Annotated in this window: 16 protein-coding genes; 8 read left to right on the top strand and 8 right to left on the bottom strand. The window is 58.8% G+C overall.

Features of this window, described 5'->3' with window-relative positions; genetic code table 11:
• Positions 1 to 88: 88 nt before the first annotated feature.
• Entirely contained in the window at positions 89 to 1,078 is a 990-nt protein-coding gene (locus tag AC07ZE_RS15880; protein WP_207265651.1) for a DNA-binding protein, read from the bottom strand.
• A 177-nt stretch (positions 1,079 to 1,255) separates the two neighbouring features.
• On the opposite strand from AC07ZE_RS15880, the gene AC07ZE_RS15875 reads away from it, so the two are divergent.
• The 3 genes from AC07ZE_RS15875 (at position 1,256) to ahpF (ending at position 4,639) form a co-directional block, all read left to right on the top strand.
• Positions 1,256 to 2,188: a site-specific integrase gene (locus AC07ZE_RS15875; RefSeq protein ID WP_207265650.1), complete on the top strand. Its 933-nt coding sequence runs from the start codon at positions 1,256 to 1,258 to the stop codon at positions 2,186 to 2,188.
• A gap of 194 nt (positions 2,189 to 2,382) precedes the next feature.
• Positions 2,383 to 2,946, top strand: coding sequence for an alkyl hydroperoxide reductase subunit C (gene ahpC, locus AC07ZE_RS15870; protein ID WP_095194743.1), 564 nt, complete (start codon positions 2,383 to 2,385; stop codon positions 2,944 to 2,946).
• 130 nt (positions 2,947 to 3,076) lie between these two features.
• Entirely contained in the window at positions 3,077 to 4,639 is a 1,563-nt protein-coding gene (gene ahpF / locus AC07ZE_RS15865) for an alkyl hydroperoxide reductase subunit F (protein ID WP_207265649.1), read from the top strand.
• 126 nt (positions 4,640 to 4,765) lie between these two features.
• Here ahpF and gloA read toward each other — a convergent pair whose 3' ends face one another.
• Positions 4,766 to 5,287, bottom strand: a complete 522-nt coding sequence (gloA, locus tag AC07ZE_RS15860; protein ID WP_207265648.1) for a lactoylglutathione lyase — start codon at positions 5,285 to 5,287, stop codon at positions 4,766 to 4,768.
• A 145-nt stretch (positions 5,288 to 5,432) separates the two neighbouring features.
• On the opposite strand from gloA, the gene AC07ZE_RS15855 reads away from it, so the two are divergent.
• Positions 5,433 to 5,957 carry a DUF4946 domain-containing protein gene (locus AC07ZE_RS15855; RefSeq protein ID WP_207267827.1) on the top strand — a complete coding sequence of 175 codons (525 nt, stop codon included), beginning with the start codon at positions 5,433 to 5,435 and terminating at the stop codon, positions 5,955 to 5,957.
• 175 nt (positions 5,958 to 6,132) lie between these two features.
• Here AC07ZE_RS15855 and AC07ZE_RS15850 read toward each other — a convergent pair whose 3' ends face one another.
• The 3 genes from AC07ZE_RS15850 to AC07ZE_RS15840 form a co-directional block, all read right to left on the bottom strand.
• Positions 6,133 to 6,498, bottom strand: a complete 366-nt coding sequence (locus tag AC07ZE_RS15850) for a histone-like nucleoid-structuring protein, MvaT/MvaU family (protein WP_207265647.1) — start codon at positions 6,496 to 6,498, stop codon at positions 6,133 to 6,135.
• Positions 6,499 to 6,733: 235 nt separating this feature from the next.
• A complete protein-coding gene (locus AC07ZE_RS15845; RefSeq protein WP_207265646.1) occupies positions 6,734 to 8,266 on the bottom strand; it encodes an EAL domain-containing protein in 1,533 nt (510 codons plus the stop codon).
• A gap of 112 nt (positions 8,267 to 8,378) precedes the next feature.
• Entirely contained in the window at positions 8,379 to 9,251 is an 873-nt protein-coding gene (locus AC07ZE_RS15840; RefSeq protein ID WP_207265645.1) for a LysR family transcriptional regulator, read from the bottom strand.
• Between the two features lie 77 nt (positions 9,252 to 9,328).
• Here AC07ZE_RS15840 and AC07ZE_RS15835 point away from each other — a divergent pair, with 77 nt between their 5' ends.
• Both AC07ZE_RS15835 and hppD read left to right on the top strand, forming a co-directional pair.
• On the top strand, positions 9,329 to 10,294 hold the full coding sequence (locus AC07ZE_RS15835; protein WP_207265644.1) for a DMT family transporter: 966 nt from the start codon (positions 9,329 to 9,331) through the stop codon (positions 10,292 to 10,294).
• Positions 10,295 to 10,521: 227 nt separating this feature from the next.
• Complete coding sequence (gene hppD, locus AC07ZE_RS15830) at positions 10,522 to 11,598, top strand: 4-hydroxyphenylpyruvate dioxygenase (protein WP_095194752.1); 1,077 nt, start codon at positions 10,522 to 10,524, stop codon at positions 11,596 to 11,598.
• Between the two features lie 64 nt (positions 11,599 to 11,662).
• Here the strand turns inward: hppD and rarD are convergent, their stop codons facing one another.
• The 3 genes from rarD to AC07ZE_RS15815 all read right to left on the bottom strand — a co-directional run bounded on the left by rarD (position 11,663) and on the right by AC07ZE_RS15815 (position 15,277).
• Complete coding sequence (rarD, locus tag AC07ZE_RS15825; protein ID WP_207265643.1) at positions 11,663 to 12,544, bottom strand: EamA family transporter RarD; 882 nt, start codon at positions 12,542 to 12,544, stop codon at positions 11,663 to 11,665.
• 216 nt (positions 12,545 to 12,760) lie between these two features.
• A complete protein-coding gene (locus tag AC07ZE_RS15820) occupies positions 12,761 to 13,774 on the bottom strand; it encodes an aldo/keto reductase (RefSeq protein WP_207265642.1) in 1,014 nt (337 codons plus the stop codon).
• A gap of 192 nt (positions 13,775 to 13,966) precedes the next feature.
• Entirely contained in the window at positions 13,967 to 15,277 is a 1,311-nt protein-coding gene (locus AC07ZE_RS15815) for an MFS transporter (protein ID WP_207265641.1), read from the bottom strand.
• A 168-nt stretch (positions 15,278 to 15,445) separates the two neighbouring features.
• On the opposite strand from AC07ZE_RS15815, the gene AC07ZE_RS15810 reads away from it, so the two are divergent.
• Entirely contained in the window at positions 15,446 to 16,573 is a 1,128-nt protein-coding gene (locus tag AC07ZE_RS15810; protein ID WP_207265640.1) for a sugar diacid recognition domain-containing protein, read from the top strand.
• A gap of 201 nt (positions 16,574 to 16,774) precedes the next feature.
• Entirely contained in the window at positions 16,775 to 17,917 is a 1,143-nt protein-coding gene (locus AC07ZE_RS15805) for a glycerate kinase (protein ID WP_207265639.1), read from the top strand.
• Positions 17,918 to 18,017: the final 100 nt, after the last annotated feature.

The following is an 18,017-nucleotide window of genomic DNA, read 5'->3' as shown; positions in this document are numbered from 1 at the left end:
GCGAGCTTGCTCGCGAAAAACGTCAAGGCACCGCGATCATTCAGGCGGGGCGCGTTATCGTTGACGTCCATCGCGAGCAAGCTCGCTCCTACATAGGGTCGGGCTCGCTCAGGCGCCTGCTTTCTTCAAGCTCCGCCCGGGCTTTGATCAACTCGATTTCCAGTGACTTGTTAATCTGTGCCTGTTCATCGACATTCTGTTTAAGCGACTGACTTTCCAGCAGGGCGACGCGCAAACGTTCCTGGAGGAGGGTGCGTTCGCCGTCGACACGGGTGGCTTGCTCCAGCAACTGGTCCTGACGGTTGTTGCTCTGCTTGAGCTGTTCCTGCAGCAGGCTCAGCTCGCGCAAGGTGCCGCGATTTTCCGTCAGCAAACGCTCGTTGTCGCGGTGCAGCTGGGTGATTTCATCCTGGCGCACCAGTGCGCTTTGCTGTGCCTGACGCAACTCCATCTGCAACTGCTGCACCTGACTTTCATGGCGGCTGTGTTCCTGCTCGCGTTGCTCCTTGACGGCATTGCGGTAGTGCTCAAGCGCGTCTCGCGCATGCAGGTGCTTTTCCTCCAGCGAGCGGATCTGCTCGTCTTTGTCCTGCAAGCGTAATTCAAAATCGGCCAACGCCTGGTTCAGCCCGGCATTGCGGGTTTGCTCGGTCTGCAGCAGGGCGCGGGTTTCGTGCAGTGCCTCGGACTCCTGGGTCAGTGCCAGGCTCTGAATCTCGTACTGCTGATGCAGTTCGGTGTTGGCTTCCCGGGCTTCTTCCAGCTGCGTTTCCAGCGCCTTACGTTGCGATTCGAACTGTTCGCGAGCCTGATCGATCGGCGCTTGCGCCTGCTCTTTCAAGCGTTGTGCCAGTCGTGAAACCAGTGCCAGCAATTCGTCGTCGATGGGTTCCGAGGCCTCTGTTTCCGCCGTTTCAGGGCCGTCGCCCAGTTCTTTCAAATACCGATGAATCGTGGTTTTCGAGCCGGTATTACCCATTTCGATCCGTACTGCATCGATGCTGGGGTTCTCGCCGCGAGCGAGGATCGCCAAACGCGCAGCTTGCACGACTGCCTTATTTACACCGCCACGGGCCATGACTGCTCCTACCATTTCGTGATGTGGTACGTATTACGTAAATACACATTGTACCATTGTGTTGTGAAAGTTAAATACAGCATGTTCTTGACACGGGATATACTGGTATTACCCCGTGTGAGACCCCGAAAGCCGGTTTTGTGTCTGTTCACACGGTACATTTTCAAGAGTCGACCCATGACCGAGCTGGACCGTTACCTGCAAGCCGCCACACGCGACAACACCCGTCGCAGCTATCGAGCCGCCATTGAGCACTTCGAAGTGACTTGGGGTGGATTTCTGCCAGCCACCGGCGACAGCGTGGCGCGTTATCTGGTCGCTCAGGCCGGTGTGCTGTCGATCAACACCTTGAAGCTGCGATTGTCGGCGCTGGCGCAGTGGCACAACAGCCAGGGCTTCGCCGACCCGACGAAAGCGCCGGTGGTACGCAAGGTATTCAAGGGGATTCGTGCGTTGCATCCGGCCCAGGAGAAGCAGGCCGAGCCATTGCAGCTTCAGCATCTGGAACAAGTGATCGAATCCCTGGAGCGAGAAGTGCAAACCGCCTTGAGTCAGGGTGATCGACCGGGATTGCTGCGAGCCAGGCGCGACACGGCGTTGATCCTGTTGGGTTTCTGGCGAGGTTTCCGTAGCGACGAGTTGTGTCGTTTGCAGGTCGAACACGTGCAAGCCACAGCCGGATCCGGCATCAGCTTGTATCTGCCACGCAGCAAAAGTGACCGCGAAAACCTCGGCAAGACTTACCAGACACCGGCCTTGCAGCGGTTATGCCCGGTGCAGGCATACATCGCCTGGATCACTGAAGCCGCTCTGGTGCGCGGGGCGGTCTTTCGCGGTATTGATCGCTGGGGCCATTTGAGCGAGGAGGGCTTGCACGCCAACAGCGTGATCCCATTGCTGCGTCAGGCGCTTGAGCGTTCCGGCATCGCCGCCGACCATTACACCAGCCACTCGTTGCGCCGCGGTTTTGCTTCCTGGGCGCATCAGAGTGGCTGGGACTTGAAGTCATTGATGAGCTACGTGGGCTGGAAGGACATGAAGTCCGCCATGCGCTACATCGAAGCCAGTCCGTTCCTCGGCATGACCCGGCTCTCGGAAAAACCTTTGTAGAGACTCTGCCCGCGATGACCTTGTTGACGACCATCGCGAGCAGGCTCGCTTCCCCAAGATCGTTTTCTTCTATTAATACCTGTGGCTAATAGCGAAAGCCAATCAGCGGCATCAGGTTTGCCAATGAGCCATCCGTCCGTCGAGTGGGTAAAGTCCACTCCATCAAGTTCTTAACCCCTGACGGAGAGTCAACGATGCCTATCATCAACAGCCAAGTTAAACCGTTCAAAGCTACTGCCTACAAAAACGGCGACTTCGTACAAGTGTCGGACGCTGACCTGAAAGGCAAGTGGTCGGTCGTGTTCTTCTACCCAGCCGACTTCACCTTCGTGTGCCCAACCGAGCTGGAAGACCTGGCTGACAACTACGACGCATTCCAGAAGCTGGGCGTCGAGATCTACAGCGTTTCCACCGATACCCACTTCGCTCACGCTGCCTGGCACAACACCTCGCCAGCCATCGGCAAAATCCAGTACACGATGATCGGCGATCCGACTCACGTGATCTCCCGCAACTTCGACGTGCTGATCGAAGAAGCTGGCCTGGCTGACCGTGGCACCTTCGTGATCAACCCAGAAGGCCAGATCAAAATCGTCGAGCTGAACGACGGCGGTGTGGGTCGCGACGCTTCCGAGCTGCTGCGCAAAATCAAGGCTGCCCAGTATGTTGCCGCTCACCCAGGCCAGGTTTGCCCAGCCAAGTGGAAAGAAGGCGAGGCCACTCTGGCTCCGTCCCTGGACCTGGTCGGCAAGATCTAAGTCAGTGACGCGTAATCCGGGGCGGAACTCCGCACCTGCTCAGTAAGCTGCACCGCCCAATAAAAACGCCCGGGCGAGATTCGCTCGGGCGTTTTTTTATGCAAAAAATTCAGTAAAGGAAATCGCCCGTATGTTGGACGCCAATCTTAAAGCCCAGTTGAAATCGTACCTGGAACGGGTCACCCAACCGATCGAGATCGTTGCTTCCCTCGACGACGGTGCGAAATCCCGGGAAATGCTCGAACTGCTGAAAGACGTTGCCAGTCTTTCTACCCAAATTACCTTGCTCGACAACGGTGACGATGCCCGCAAGCCATCGTTTTCGATCAATCGCCCGGGTGCCGATATCAGCCTGCGTTTCGCCGGCATCCCGATGGGCCACGAATTCACTTCGTTGGTGCTGGCTTTGCTGCAAGTCGGCGGCCACCCTTCGAAAGCCAGTGTCGAAGTCATCGAACAGATCCGTTCGCTCAAAGGCGAGTTCAACTTCGAGACTTATTTCTCGCTGTCCTGCCAGAACTGCCCGGATGTGGTCCAGGCGTTGAACCTGATGGCCGTGTTGAACCCCAACATTCGTCACGTCGCCATCGACGGCGCACTGTTCCAGGCCGAAGTCGATGAGCGCCAGATCATGGCGGTGCCCAGCATCTACCTCAATGGGGTGAACTTCGGTCAGGGTCGCATGGGCCTGGAAGAAATCATCGCCAAGATCGACACCAGCGGCATCGAGCGTCAGGCCGAGAAGATCAGCGCCAAGCAAGCCTTTGATGTGCTGGTGGTCGGCGGTGGCCCGGCCGGTGCTTCGGCGGCCATCTACGCCGCGCGTAAAGGCATTCGCACCGGTGTCGCGGCTGAGCGTTTCGGCGGCCAGGTGCTGGACACCATGGCTATCGAGAACTTCATTTCGGTGCAGGAAACCGAAGGGCCGAAACTGGCGGTGGCGCTGGAGGAACACGTCAAGCAGTACGACGTGGACATCATGAACCTGCAACGTGCCGACAAGCTGGTGCCGGGCACGAATGGCGAGCTGCATGAAATTCAATTCGTCAGTGGCGCCAGGCTCAAAGCCAGGACCGTGATCCTGGCGACCGGCGCGCGGTGGCGTGAAATGAACGTGCCGGGAGAGCAGCAATACCGCAACAAAGGCGTGGCGTACTGCCCGCACTGTGACGGTCCACTGTTCAAAGGCAAGCGCGTGGCGGTGATAGGCGGTGGTAACTCCGGCGTCGAGGCGGCCATCGACCTGGCCGGTATCGTGTCCCATGTCACTCTGCTGGAGTTCGATGTGCAACTGCGCGCCGACGCGGTGTTGCAGCGCAAGTTGCACAGCCTGCCGAACGTTACCGTGATCACCAGTGCGCAAACCACTGAAGTGACCGGCGATGGCCAAAAGGTCAACGGCCTGCGCTACAAGGATCGTCAGACCGACGAACTGCGCAGCGTGGAGCTGGAAGGCATCTTTGTGCAGATTGGCCTGTTGCCCAACACCGATTGGCTCAAAGGCACCATCGAGCTGTCACCGCGCGGCGAGATCATCGTCGATGCCCGTGGTGAAACCTCGATACCGGGCGTGTTCGCCGCCGGCGACGTGACCACCGTGCCGTACAAGCAGATCGTGATCGCAGTGGGCGAGGGCGCCAAGGCTTCCCTGAGCGCTTTCGATCATCTGATCCGCACGTCGGCTCCGGCATAAACGCCGAGGCTGAAAACACAAAACCCCATGACTGGTCATGGGGTTTTGTGTTTCAGGCATTGCACAGGGCAGGCCTCTTCTCTGTGGGAGCGAGCCTGCTCGCTCCCACAGGGGGCACACTGAAAGTCAGAGTGGGGCAGGCTGGATGATCTCGACCCAATAGTTATCCGGGTCCTTGATGAACGCCAGGCTCTTCATGCGGCCGTCATTCAGGCGTTTCTGGAAGTCGCAGCCCAGTGCTTCAAAGCGCTCGCACGCGGCAACGATGTCCGGCACCGAGATGCAGATGTGGCCAAAGCCGCGCGGGTCGGTGTTGCCGTTGTGGTAGGCGAAGCCCGGGTCGTTTTCGGTGCCGTGATTGTGGGTCAGTTCGAGAATGCCGGGGATCGATTTCATCCACTCGGTGCGCGCGGCGGCGTCAGCCGGGATCTGTGATTTATCGACCAGCGCGAGGAAGTACAGGCTGAATTCGGCTTCAGGGAAATCGCGTTTTTCCACCAGCGAAAAACCGAGGATGCGCGTGTAGAAATCCAGCGATCTGGTGATGTCCTTGACCCGAAGCATGGTGTGGTTGAAGACGAATTTTTGCGTCGCGGCATCAGGTTGGGCGGTGACGCCGGGGAAGGTGTTCAGTTCGTGCAGGCTCATGGGCCCTCCGGAATGTAAGCGGGGCTATCGAATGGCGACCATGATACGCAAGGGTTCGGACATCACCAAACCCAATGCGTCGGCTATTGCCTGGCAGCCGGCCCGGGCTCAGACTTCACGGTTCAAAACGCGAGTGTTGATTGCAATGATTCGATTCGGTAAATCGGTGTTTATCCTGGTTGGCATGCTGTCTTGGGTCGCCAGCACCCAGGCCGAGACGCCGGTCATGATCTGGCCTGCGGGTTGGCAGGTCGAAGAGATGGCCCCGGGTGATGCCGCTTCCGCTGTTTCCCGCCAGCGCGCGGTGAAAGTCGATTCGGGCGGCACGCCGGTGATGGTGATGGAATTGACCATGACGCAGGTGGAAAGTGGTCACCAGGTGAACCTTGAAGGCGTGTTGCTGGAGATGCGCAAATCAGTGCAGAAAGACTTTTTTCAGGGCGGCTATCAAAGTGTCTGCAACCGGATTCATCCGACGACCTTGAGCCGATTGTCGGCGCTGGAAACCACCTGCACCATTACGCAAAACGGCCGTCATGTGCTTTCTCAGACTTTGGTCGCTGCAGTGGACGCCAATAAAGCCTACGTTCTTTCCTACGCCGGGCAGGCCGAGGCTTATAAGGCCAGTCAGGATGAAATACAGGCGGCGCGTAGCGCCTTGAAACTTTAATCGAAGACTTTAGTGACTTCAGGCTTTATGCCCATGCGGAAATGTTTAGATACCCAAAAGGATTAAGCAGAAAGTTAGCCGGCAAGTAGCGAGTTGATCGACCAACATCGTTGCATTTAGCGGCTATTCATGAAAAAGCCCCGCATTCGCAGGGCTTTTTTAACGGCGCAAGTGCTTAGCCGCGCAACCAGGAATCAACGGTAGAGGCACCGTATTGTTCCTTCCAGGCTTTCAGGCCGCGGTGGTTGCCACCCTTGGTTTCAATCAGTTCACCGGTGTGCGGGTTCTGATAAACCTTGACCACACGAGCGCGGCGGGTTTTAGGCGCCGATGCCTGCTGCAGACCGGATTTGGCCGGGTTCGGATCGAGAATGGCGATGATGTCGCGCAGGCTCTTGCCGTAGGTTTTCATCAGCCCCTGGAGCTTTTCTTCGAATTCGATTTCTTTCTTGAGCCCGGCATCGTTCTTCAGGGACTCAAGCTGCTTGAGCTGCTCTTGAAGGGCCTTTTCAGCTGCACGAAATTCAGCGAGTCTGGACAATATCTTTACTCCAATAGTGTGTTTGGCTGATACCAACCGCAAACAAAGCTATAAGCCAAGAGCCTTGAAGCGACTCGGTGATAAATGGCTCGCCTGCCAAATAACCGCAGGCAAGAAAAATTGTAGTAGTTAATGAGGCAAGAGTAAATCATGTCTTTTTTTTCATGTAACCAAGCGCGGTTTTTTGTTTCAAATTGGTGCCTTCTATCGCTGTCTCGTCGCTTGAAAACGTTAGTTAATGGTCACTTAATGCACTAACGAACTCCACCCCGGGCATCGGTCGCCCATACAGATAGCCTTGCAGGAAGTTAACGTTATGGGCGGTCAGGTAATCACTTTGTGCCTGTGTTTCCACACCTTCTGCAACCATCGCCAGATCGAGCTTGGCGGCCAGTTCCATGATGCTGTCCAGAATGTGGCCGGACAGTGTGTCGATGCCGATCATCGCAACGAAACTCTGGTCGATTTTCAGGTAGTCGACATTGAACTGGCGCAGGTAGCCGAGACTGGAATGGCCGGTACCGAAGTCATCGATGGCGATCTTCACCCCCAGTTCGTGCAACTGCTCGAACAATTGATGGGTAACAGGCGTGGGCTCGATCAGTTCGCGCTCGGTCAACTCCAGCACCAGGTAAATGGACCCCGGCGCGAAAGCTGCGAGGAATCGGCGGCAATCTTCGACCAGGTCCAGATCCTGGCAGTGATTGGCGGTGATGTTGATGCCGATGTGAAAGGGCTCTTTGAACGACGCGGACAGCGGCGCCAGCAGCGCGGAGGTCTGTTGCATCAATGAGCGGGTCATCGGCACGATCAGTCCGGAGTATTCGGCGAACGGAATGAAAAGGTCCGGACGCACCAGGCCCTCTTTCGGGTGATTCCAGCGCATCAATACTTCAATACCCGACAGTTTTTTGCTGTCACCGTGCACGACCGCCTGGAAGTAAGGAACGAACTCTGCCGCTTCCAGCGCACGCTTCATTTCATGAGTCGGTGATGACGAGCGTTTTTGCAGCAGGTGCCCGATCAAACCGGAAACAGCACCAAAAAAGATCAGCAGGCTGAACAGCGGCGGATATTCACTGCTCATGTAGCGCCAGGTTTCGCCTTCGGGAAAACCGGCCTCTACGCCAAAGGCATAACGGGAAGACTCGAGCCTGGTTTGCGCCACCGGAAATTCTGGCAAGGCGTCATCATGAAACTGGCCGTCGGCGGACAACCAATTGGGGCCGACCTGCAAAACCAGCAGCGTCTTGCCGCCGATCATGCGCAAGACGTTACTCAGGTGATAGCCATCGAGCATGCTCATCGCGCCGCGTTTGCCTTCACCAAGCCGATACACCAGCAATGCGGTGTCGGGCGTGACCGGGTTGCCCTTCATTAATTGCAAACGACCCCCGGCATAGTCCCCAGATGCGATCTTCTCGTGATAGTCGCCAAACAGCGAACTGCAATAAATGGTGTCATCCCACACCAGATTGGTCGAACGCACGAAAGGGCGCCGGGTGACTTGTTCGCGCAACGCCAGGTTGACATCGATGCAACTCTGTCCGGCCAGTGGCAGTAATTCCCGTGCAGCCTGAGCGGTGTTGTCGAGCATCAGTTCGAATTGACGGGTGGCTGCTTCGGCGGTTAGTTCAGCGCTTTGTTTAAGTGTTCGTTCAGCCTGCATATAAAGAATGACAGCACCCAGCACGACCGGGAGCAATCCGCTTGCGAGGGTCACAGAAATCCTGGTGCTGCGTTTGCGGGTCTTGGCGTTCAGTGGCATTCGCGAAACCTGTCGCAATAACATAGGGCTCTCAAATGCCGGCAGGACGCAACGCCCTGCGAGAAGAGTTCAAGTTCGAGCCATGATAGTTGGCTCTTGGCACTTGTGCCGCTCAACGGTAATCGAGCCGCTGGGCCAGTTTGATGAAGGCCAGCGCCGCCGGTGATGCCTGGCGCTGATCGAGTACGGCCAGGCCGACCTGTCGGACTACGGCGGGGGACAGATTCTTTTTCACATAGCGGCTGTCATTCAGTTCGGGTAACGAGCCTTCGGCGACCACGGTCAAGGCCTCGCCGCGCCCCACCGTGTCGAGGGTGCTCAGCAACTGCGAGCAGCGGAAACGGATATTAGGGGTCAGTCGGGCGGCGTTGAACAACCGTGTCACCAGCTCCGAGGATCCGGCCTCGGTCAATACGAAAGGGGCGTGGCACAAGTCGCTCAGGCTCACGCTGTCGCGGGTCGCCAGCGGATGATTGGCCGGCAGCAGCGCGACCATCTGGTCCTCCATCAGCGCCACTGTGTCAAAACGCTCGTCAGGCAGCACCACAAAACCAATGTCGATGCGCCGTTCTTCCAGCCACTGGACCACCTGACGATCCGGGCCTTCGTCGATGTGAACCTCGATGCCCGGATGTTCGGCGCGGTAGTGCTGCAGGATCGAGGGCAGCAATTTGATCGACGAAGTAGGGCCGAATGAGCCGATGCGCAAGGTACCGCGTTTCATGCCCCGGGCATCCGCCGCTTCCTGGCGCAAGGTATTGGCCAGCCCGAGCATGGCCCGCGCGCGCAGCAAAAGCTGCTGGCCGATATCGCTCAATTCAACCGGGGATTGATGGCGGCGCAGCAGTTCGACGCCCAGTTCCTGCTCCAGGGATTTCAACGCATGGGACACCGCCGATTGGGTCATCCCCAGGCGATTGGCCGCCGCCGTGAAGCCGTGGAGTTCAGCCACGGTGGAGAAGATTTCCAGTTGTGTGAAGGTCATGAGTGATTACTCATTTTACGATGACTGAGTATTAGTCCAATGATACAACATCCCTTCGATTGCGAACCCGGAGACGTATGTCCACATGTGAACAAAGCTTGTCCAGACAGTCCAATGTGCCCGTTTATTTGAAATTGGCGACGGTCACCATGATCTGGGGCGGCACCTTTGTGGCCGGGCGGTTTCTGGCTGACAGCCTCAGTCCGCTGTTTGCCGCCAGCCTGCGGTTCCTTCTGGCCAGTGCGGCGTTGCTGCTGTTTTTATTCCTGACCCGCGTACGGCTGGTGCGTCCCAGCCCCAGGCAATGGTTGCAATTGGTGCTGCTGGGGTTTTTCGGGATCTTCTTTTACAACCTCTGTTTCTTTTATGGCCTGCATTACATCAACGCCTCGCGGGCGTCGTTGATCGTGGCGCTGAACCCGGCGGTGATCGGCCTGGCCTCGTGGCTGTTATTCAAGGAGCGCTTGAGTCCGCTGAAAGTCATCGGTATCGCCATCTGCATTGCCGGCGCAAGCCTGGTGATCGTCAGCCGCAACCCGCAACTGCTCGCCGACAATCCCGACGCCTGGATCGGCGACCTGTTGATTCTCGGTTGCGTACTCGGCTGGGGGATTTATTCGCTGTGCTCCAGGGAGCTGAATCACGGCCTGGGGCCGGTGCAAACGGTGACCTGGTCGATTTTGCTGGGCACCTTGATGCTATGGCTGATTTGTGCGATTCGCGGCGAGGTGAGTGTGCAAGCACTTGCCAGTCTTGGCCCGACACAGTGGCTGAGCCTGATGTACCTGGGCGTATTGGGCTCGGCCCTGGCGTACATTGGCTACTACGACGGCATCCGCAAGATCGGTGCGACCCGCTCCGGTGTGTTTATCGCCCTGAACCCGCTGACAGCGGTGATCCTCGGCGCGCTGCTGCTGGGTGAGCAACTGACGCTGGCGATGTACGTGGGGGGAGGGCTGGTTCTGACGGGGATTTACCTGTGCAACAAACCCCTTGCGTCTACGGGTAAAAAGCGGATTTTATACAGAAGGCGGACAAACTGATTTACGCTGTGTAGAATCAGGTTACGCATATAAGAATAACGTCTTCTGGCAGCAGAAGCCTCGCCCGCAAGAGCCTTGGGTCGACAATGAAGAGTTTTGGGTTTCAATTGATCTACGGTGACTTCCTCGCCCGCAGCGTGCGGGGCATCTCCTGCGCGCCACCCACCGGTCTCAGCATTGCTAGCAACTAACCTTTGTTAATTGATTAGAATGATGAGGCGCCAACCATGGCAGATTTATACGAAAACCCAATGGGCCTGATGGGCTTCGAGTTCATCGAATTCGCATCGCCAACCCCCAACACCCTGGAGCCGATCTTCAAGATCATGGGCTTCACCAAGGTCGCGACCCACCGCTCCAAAGACGTGCACCTTTATCGCCAGGGCGCAATCAACCTGATCCTCAACAACGAACCCAACAGCGTGGCCTCGTACTTTGCGGCCGAGCACGGTCCGTCGGTGTGCGGCATGGCGTTCCGGGTCAAGGATTCGCAGAAAGCCTATAAGCGTGCCCTGGAACTCGGAGCCCAGCCGATCCATATCGAAACCGGCCCGATGGAGCTGCACCTGCCGGCGATCAAAGGCATCGGCGGCGCGCCGCTGTACCTGATCGACCGTTTCGGTGAAGGCAGCTCGATCTACGACATCGACTTCGTATACCTCGAAGGCGTGGACCGCCACCCGGTCGGTGCCGGCCTGAAGATCATCGACCACCTGACCCACAACGTGTATCGCGGCCGCATGGCCTACTGGGCGAACTTCTACGAGAAGCTGTTCAACTTCCGCGAGATCCGCTACTTCGACATCAAGGGCGAATACACCGGCCTGACGTCCAAGGCCATGACCGCGCCGGATGGCATGATCCGCATCCCGTTGAACGAAGAATCGTCCAAGGGCGCCGGGCAGATCGAAGAGTTCCTGATGCAGTTCAACGGCGAAGGCATCCAGCACGTTGCGTTCCTGTCCGACGACCTGATCAAGACCTGGGATCACCTGAAAAGCATCGGCATGCGCTTCATGACCGCGCCACCGGACACCTACTATGAAATGCTCGAAGGCCGTTTGCCGAACCACGGCGAGCCGGTCGGCGAACTGCAGGCAAGGGGCATTCTGCTGGACGGCTCGTCCGAATCGGGCGACAAGCGTCTGCTGCTGCAGATCTTCTCGGAAACCCTGATGGGACCGGTGTTCTTCGAATTCATCCAGCGCAAGGGTGACGATGGTTTCGGCGAAGGCAACTTCAAGGCGCTGTTCGAATCCATCGAGCGCGACCAGGTTCGTCGTGGTGTGTTGTCTACTGATTAACCCGGTCTACCGCTAAAAACTGTGGGAGCGAGCAGGCTCGCTCCCACATTGATTTGTGTTTGCCTTAAGGCCGTCGCTGGCGCATCAGGTGTTTGAACCCTTCAAACACCAACACCAGCACTGCCAACCAGATCGGGATATAGGTCAGCCACTCACCCGGCTTGATGCTTTCACCCAGCAACAACGCGACACCGAGCAACAGCACCGGCTCTACATAACTCAACAAGCCGAACAGGCTGAACGGCAGCAAGCGGCTGGCGATGATGTAGACCACCAGTGCCGAGGCGCTGATCAGGCCGAGCAGCGGAATCAGCCAGGCCAATGCCGGGTGTTGATCGAAGACGCCGAAGCCTTGCTCGCCACCGTGCACGAACCAGTAGGCAATCGGCAGCATCAGGGTCATGTCCACCCACAGTCCGCCGAGGTTGTCAGCCTTCAGCCATTTGCGCAGCACGAAGTACAGCGGATAGCCCACGACCACCACCAGTGTGGCCCAGGAAAAACCACCGACCTGATACAACTCATTGACCACGCCCAGGCTGGCGAAGAACACCGCGACTTTTTGCAGGTACGACAGGCGTTCACCGTAGGCGATGCGCCCGGTCAGCACCATGGCCAGCGGCAACAGGAAATAACCCAGCGACACGTCGAGGCTGTAGCCGTTGAGCGGTGCCCACATGAACAGCCAGAGTTGTACACCCAGCAACGCCGACGAGACGATCAGGCCGCCGATCAACTTCGGCCGGAGGCTGATCCGCCGTGCCAGGTCAGCCACACGCCGCCATTCGCCGGACACCACCATGAACACGGTCATGCACGGCACGGTCAGCAGCATGCGCCAGCCGAAAATCTCCACGCCGCTCAGGGGGGTGAGCAGCGAAGTGTAGTAATACATGACGGCAAACAGCACCGAGGCTGAAACCGATAGAGCGATACCTTTAGACAAGCTGTCCTCGCGAGGTTTGAAGGTGAAACGGGGTGCGGAGGATACGTGGTTTTTGTGCTGAATATTGTTCGGGTGATCAATATTTCCCACAGCCCAGTGACGAACCCTTGTGGGAGCGAGCCTGCTCGCGAAGGCGGAGGAGCAGTCAGTGATGATGTCAACTGACCTGGCGCTTTCGCGAGCAGGCTCGCTTCCACAGGTGGGCTATGTGTTACTTCAGTTGTTGTGCGGTTTACGACCTGAGACGAAATGGCTCACATCATTGAACCCCGGTGTCGACGCATGACCCGGCGTCACGAGTGAATCAATGAACGCTTCATCTTCAGTCGTAATCTTCACTGCCTGCGCCTGAGTGTAGGCATCCCACTGCGCTTCGGTGCGCGGGCCGACGATGGCCGAGGTGACGGCGCGGTTGTTCAGCACCCAGGCGATGGCGAACTCGACGATGCCCACCCCGCGTTCCTGGGTGTATTGCTGGATCTGCTGGGCGATGCGCAAGGACTCTACGCGCCATTCGGTTTCCAGGATGCGTTTGTCCTGGCGCCCGGCGCGGCTGTTGGCGTCCGGTTTCACGTCCGGCGCATACTTGCCGCTGAGCACGCCGCGCGCCAGCGGGCTGTAGGGCACCACGCCCAGTCCATAGTTTTGCGCGGCGGTGATCTGCTCGGTTTCGGCCTGGCGGTTGACGATGTTGTACAGCGGCTGGCTGATCACCGGCCGGTCGACCCCCAGCTTATCGGCGACACGTATGACTTCGGCAATGCGCCAGCCCCGGTAGTTCGACAAACCCCAATAGCGGATCTTGCCCTGACGAATCAGATCGCCAATCGCCGACACCGTGACTTCCAGCGGCGTGTTGTGGTCTTCGCGGTGCAGGTAATAGATGTCGAGGTAGTCAGTACCGAGGCGCGTCAGGCTGGCGTCGATGCTATTGAACAGGTGCTTGCGGCTCAGGCCGCTGCGGTTCGGCACCCCATCCACCGGACCAAAACCGACCTTGGTGGCCAGGACCCATTCATGGCGGCGACTGGCGATCGCTTCGCCAACGATTTCTTCGGAGCGGCCGTTGGTGTAGACATCGGCGGTGTCGATGAAATTGATGCCCTGATCCCAGGCCTTGCCGATGATCCGCAGGGAATCTCCGGGGCTGGTCTGTTCGCCGAACATCATAGTGCCCAGGGTCAGAGTGGACACCTGCAAACCCGAATGACCCAGCGTGCGGTAGCTCATGATGAAGTCCTTTTGCCAGTGGGAAGGCTCAATCAAATACCAGAACAATCGCGCGGGGCAAACTGATTTATCAACTACACAAAATCAAAACGGTGGGAGCGAGCTTGCTCGCGAAAGCGGAGTGTCAGTCAACTTGTTTGTTGAATTTCATACCGTATTCGCGAGCAGGCTCGCTCCCACAGGGGATTGGTATTACACCCGCAGCGTGCGCGTCATGCGCAACGCCAGCAGACTCCCGCCGACAATCACCCCCGCCAGTACATACAACGCCGCATCGGTCGACCCGCTAGTGTCCTTGACCCAACCCACCAGGTACGGGCTGAGGAAACCGGCCATCTGCCCCATGGAGTTGATCAGCGCCAGGCCACCGGCGGCTGCGCCGGCGCTGAGCATTGCGGTCGGCACCGGCCAGAACATCGGCAGGCCGGTGAGGGCGCCCATGGTGGCAATGGTCAGGCCGAGGATGGCGATGGCCGGGTTGGCGGCGAAATTCACGGCGATCAACAGACCGAGCGCGCCCATCAGCATCGGCACCACCAAATGCCAGCGGCGTTCCTTGCGCAGGTCCGCCGAGCGTCCGACCATCAGCATGAACAGCGCTGCCAACAAATAGGGGATCGCACTCAGCCAGCCGATCACCAGATTATCGCTGAAGCCCAGGTTCTTGATGATCGATGGCAGCCAGAAGTTGATCGCGTAAACGCCGCTCTGGATACAGAAGTAGATCAGGCCGAAGGCCCAGATCGCCGGGTTCTTGAACACCGCCAGCAGCGAATCGCTGGTGGTTTTCGGCTTGTTGGCCAGGTCCTCGGCGTGGTCGGCTTCCAGCACCGAGCGTTCGAACGGCGTGAGCCACTTGGCGTTGGCGTAACTGTCGCTGAGCAGGAAGTAGGCGAGGGCGCCGAGGATCACGGTCGGAATGCCTTGCAGCAAAAACATCCACTGCCAGCCCGCCAAGCCACCTTGGCCAGCGGCGAAGTGGTTGAGGATCCAGCCGGAAAACGGACTGCCCAACAGGCCCGATACCGGGATCGCCGACATGAACAGCGCCATGATGCGGCCACGGCGGAAGGTCGGGAACCACTGCGAAAGGTAGAGCACCACGCCCGGGAAGAACCCGGCTTCGGCCGCGCCGGTGAACAGGCGCAAGGTGTAGAACTCGGTCGGCGTGGTGACGAACAGAAGGCAGGTCGACAGCGTGCCCCAGGTGATCATCATCAGCGCGATCCAGCGCCGTGGTCCAAATTTGGTCAGGGCCAGGTTGCTGGGCACGCCGCACAGCACGTAGCCGATGAAGAAGATTCCGGCGCCAAGGCCGTAGACCGTTTCGCTGAACTTCAGCGCGTCGAGCATCTGCAACTTGGCGAAGCCGACGTTGACCCGGTCGAGGTAGTTGAACAGGTAGCAGATGAAGATGAAGGGGATCAAACGCAGGGTGATGCGCTTGTAGACGGCGTTTTTCTCGTCAACGATGGCCTGGGTAGCGGCGGCGCTCTGTGACATGGCGGCTCTCTCTTTATTATGATTTTTTGCGATGCAAAGGGTAACGTTGATCGCCCTGCGAGTCTCGGCCACCGCCCGGGTCGTTGTCTTTGTGCCGGCGCACAGGGTTTGCCACCCAGCCCTGTGCGGGCGAACAATCAGCCCATCACGAATTCAAGGAACACCGCTATGTTCGAACTCGATCACGACCTGGCCCAGGACATCGTCGACCGGGCAATGGCCATCCTGCCGTACAACGTCAACGTCATGGACAGTCAGGGATTGATCCTCGGCAGCGGCGAACCGGAGCGGGTCAATACCCGCCATGAAGGCGCGCAACTGGTGCTGGCCAACGGGCGCGTGGTGGAGATCGACGCGCAGACCGCGGTTCATCTCAAAGGCGTGCAGCCGGGCATTAACCTGCCATTGATGCTCGACCAGCGCTTGATCGGTGTGCTGGGCATCACCGGCGAACCCGAACAATTGCGCACTTACGCCGAACTGGTACGGATGACCGCCGAGATGCTGGTGGGCCAGCGCAATCAACAGGCCGAGCAGCAATGGCGGCGCCAGCGTTGCGATGACCTGTTGGCGTTGCTGCTCAGCGACGCCGGGAGTTCACCGCGATTGATCGACGAGGCGCAACAGCTCGGGTTGAAGCCGCAAATGACCCGGGTGCCGTACTTGTTCGAACTGGGCCTGGAGCACGGGCCGGGGCAAACCGTCGAGGCGCTCAGTGCCTGGTTGACCAGCCGCTATCCCGACAGTTGGTGCGTGAGTTCGGCCAAGTCCTCGTTGCTGTGGTGCCGGCCGGCGAACCAGAACGTCGAGCATGACCGCCTGCTGGAAAAACTCGACGGCCTGGGCTGGAACATTCTGCGCATCGCCGTGGGCGGGCAGGCCGATGGGCTGACGGGGTTGTGCCGCTGTTATCGTCGGGTCGGTGACTTGCTGGCCTACGGACGCGATGTGCTGCCGCAATCGCGCTTGTTGACACTGACCCGCTATCGCTTGCCGGTGATGCTCTGGCGTCATCGCAACGACGACGCCCTTGATGAATTGCTCAACCCGTTGCGCAAAGTCATCGCCAAGGACAGCAACGGCCAACTGTTGGCGACCCTGCGCAGTTGGTGCGACCACGACGGCCAGAGCCAGGCCTGCGCTGAAGCGCTGGGGATTCATCGCAACAGCTTGCGCTACCGGATGGAGCGGATCGCCGAGCTGAGCGGCGTCGACCCACTGCGCCTCGATGGCATGCTCGCCCTTTACCTCGGCGTTCAGCTACTCCCCCAGACCGACGACACATCCCCCCTGTAGGAGTTGCCGAAGGCTGCGATCTTTTGATTTTGCTTTAGATCAAGATCAAAAGATCGCAGCCTTCGGCAACTCCTACAGGGGAAGGGCGCGCAGAAGGTTTTGTGGAAATGAACAATAATCCTCATGACCGCTTGTGCAGCGGACCGGCGTCATTGTGCTTGCCGGCTGGCAGCATGGGGGCATTGGAACTGGAGAATTCCCATGAAAATCGTGATTGCCCCCGATTCGTTCAAGGACAGCCTGAGTGCCCAGGGCGTGGCCGATGCCATTGCCCTTGGCTGGGCCGAGGTCTGGCCCGATGCACAGTTGATCAAATGCCCGATGGCTGACGGCGGGGAAGGGACGGTGGAGTCGGTGCTGGCGGCGTGCGATGGTCAGCTTCGGCATGCCGTGGTGCAAGGGCCGCTGGGTACGACGGTCGAAGCCGCCTGGGGCTGGTTGCCCGACAGCCACACCGCGATCATTGAAATGGCCGAGGCCAGCGGCTTGCAATTGGTGCAGGTCGATCAGCGCGATGCCTGCATCAGCAGCACTTTCGGCACCGGTGAACTGATTCGCGCCGCTCTCGATGCAGGCGCACAGCGAGTCATTCTGGCCATCGGCGGCAGTGCCACCAATGACGGCGGTGCCGGGGCGATGCAAGCGTTGGGCGTGAAACTGCTTGATGCCCAAGGCCAGCCCCTGGCACCGGGCGGCCTTGCCCTTGCGCAGCTGTTCCGCATTGATCTGAGCGACATCGATCCACGCCTGGCCGAGGTGCGTTTCGACATCGCCGCCGATGTGAACAATCCCCTCTGCGGTCCCCACGGCGCTTCAGCGATTTTCGGCCCGCAAAAAGGTGCCTCGCTCGAGCAGGTTCAACTGCTGGACCACGCCCTCGGTCACTTCGCCGATCACTGCGCAAATGTGTTGAGCAAGGATGTACGCGACGAGCCCGGTAGCGGTGCCGCTGGCGGCTTGGGATTTGCCGCCAAGGCGTTTCTCGGTGCGCAGTTCAAGGCAGGTGTCGAGGTGGTGGCGGAGTTGGTCGGCCTGGCGGATGCCGTGCAAAACGCTGATCTGGTCATCACCGGCGAAGGGCGTTTCGATGCCCAGACCCTGCGTGGGAAAACTCCGTTCGGCGTCGCTCGGATTGCCCGGCAACAGGGTGTTCCAGTGATCGTCATCGCCGGCACCTTGGGCGAGGGGTATCAGGCGTTGTATGAGCATGGCATCGACGCCGCATTCGCCCTGGCGAGCGGGCCGATGACTCTTGCGCAAGCCTGCAGCGAAGCGCCTCGCCTGTTGCGTGAGCGGGCGAGCGATATTGCCCGCGTGTGGCGGGTGGCTGCGCGCAGAGCCTGACTCTGCTGCGGTTTCAAAGTGGGTGTTCGCACTGCCTTCACCCGGCTACCTGTCAACTTTGACAGTATCGCGTTAAAAAAAAACGGCGCTTAATTCTTCC

The organism is Pseudomonas sp. GW101-3H06, assembly GCF_059424605.1.
This window is presented reverse-complemented; position numbering and strand designations above follow the sequence as displayed.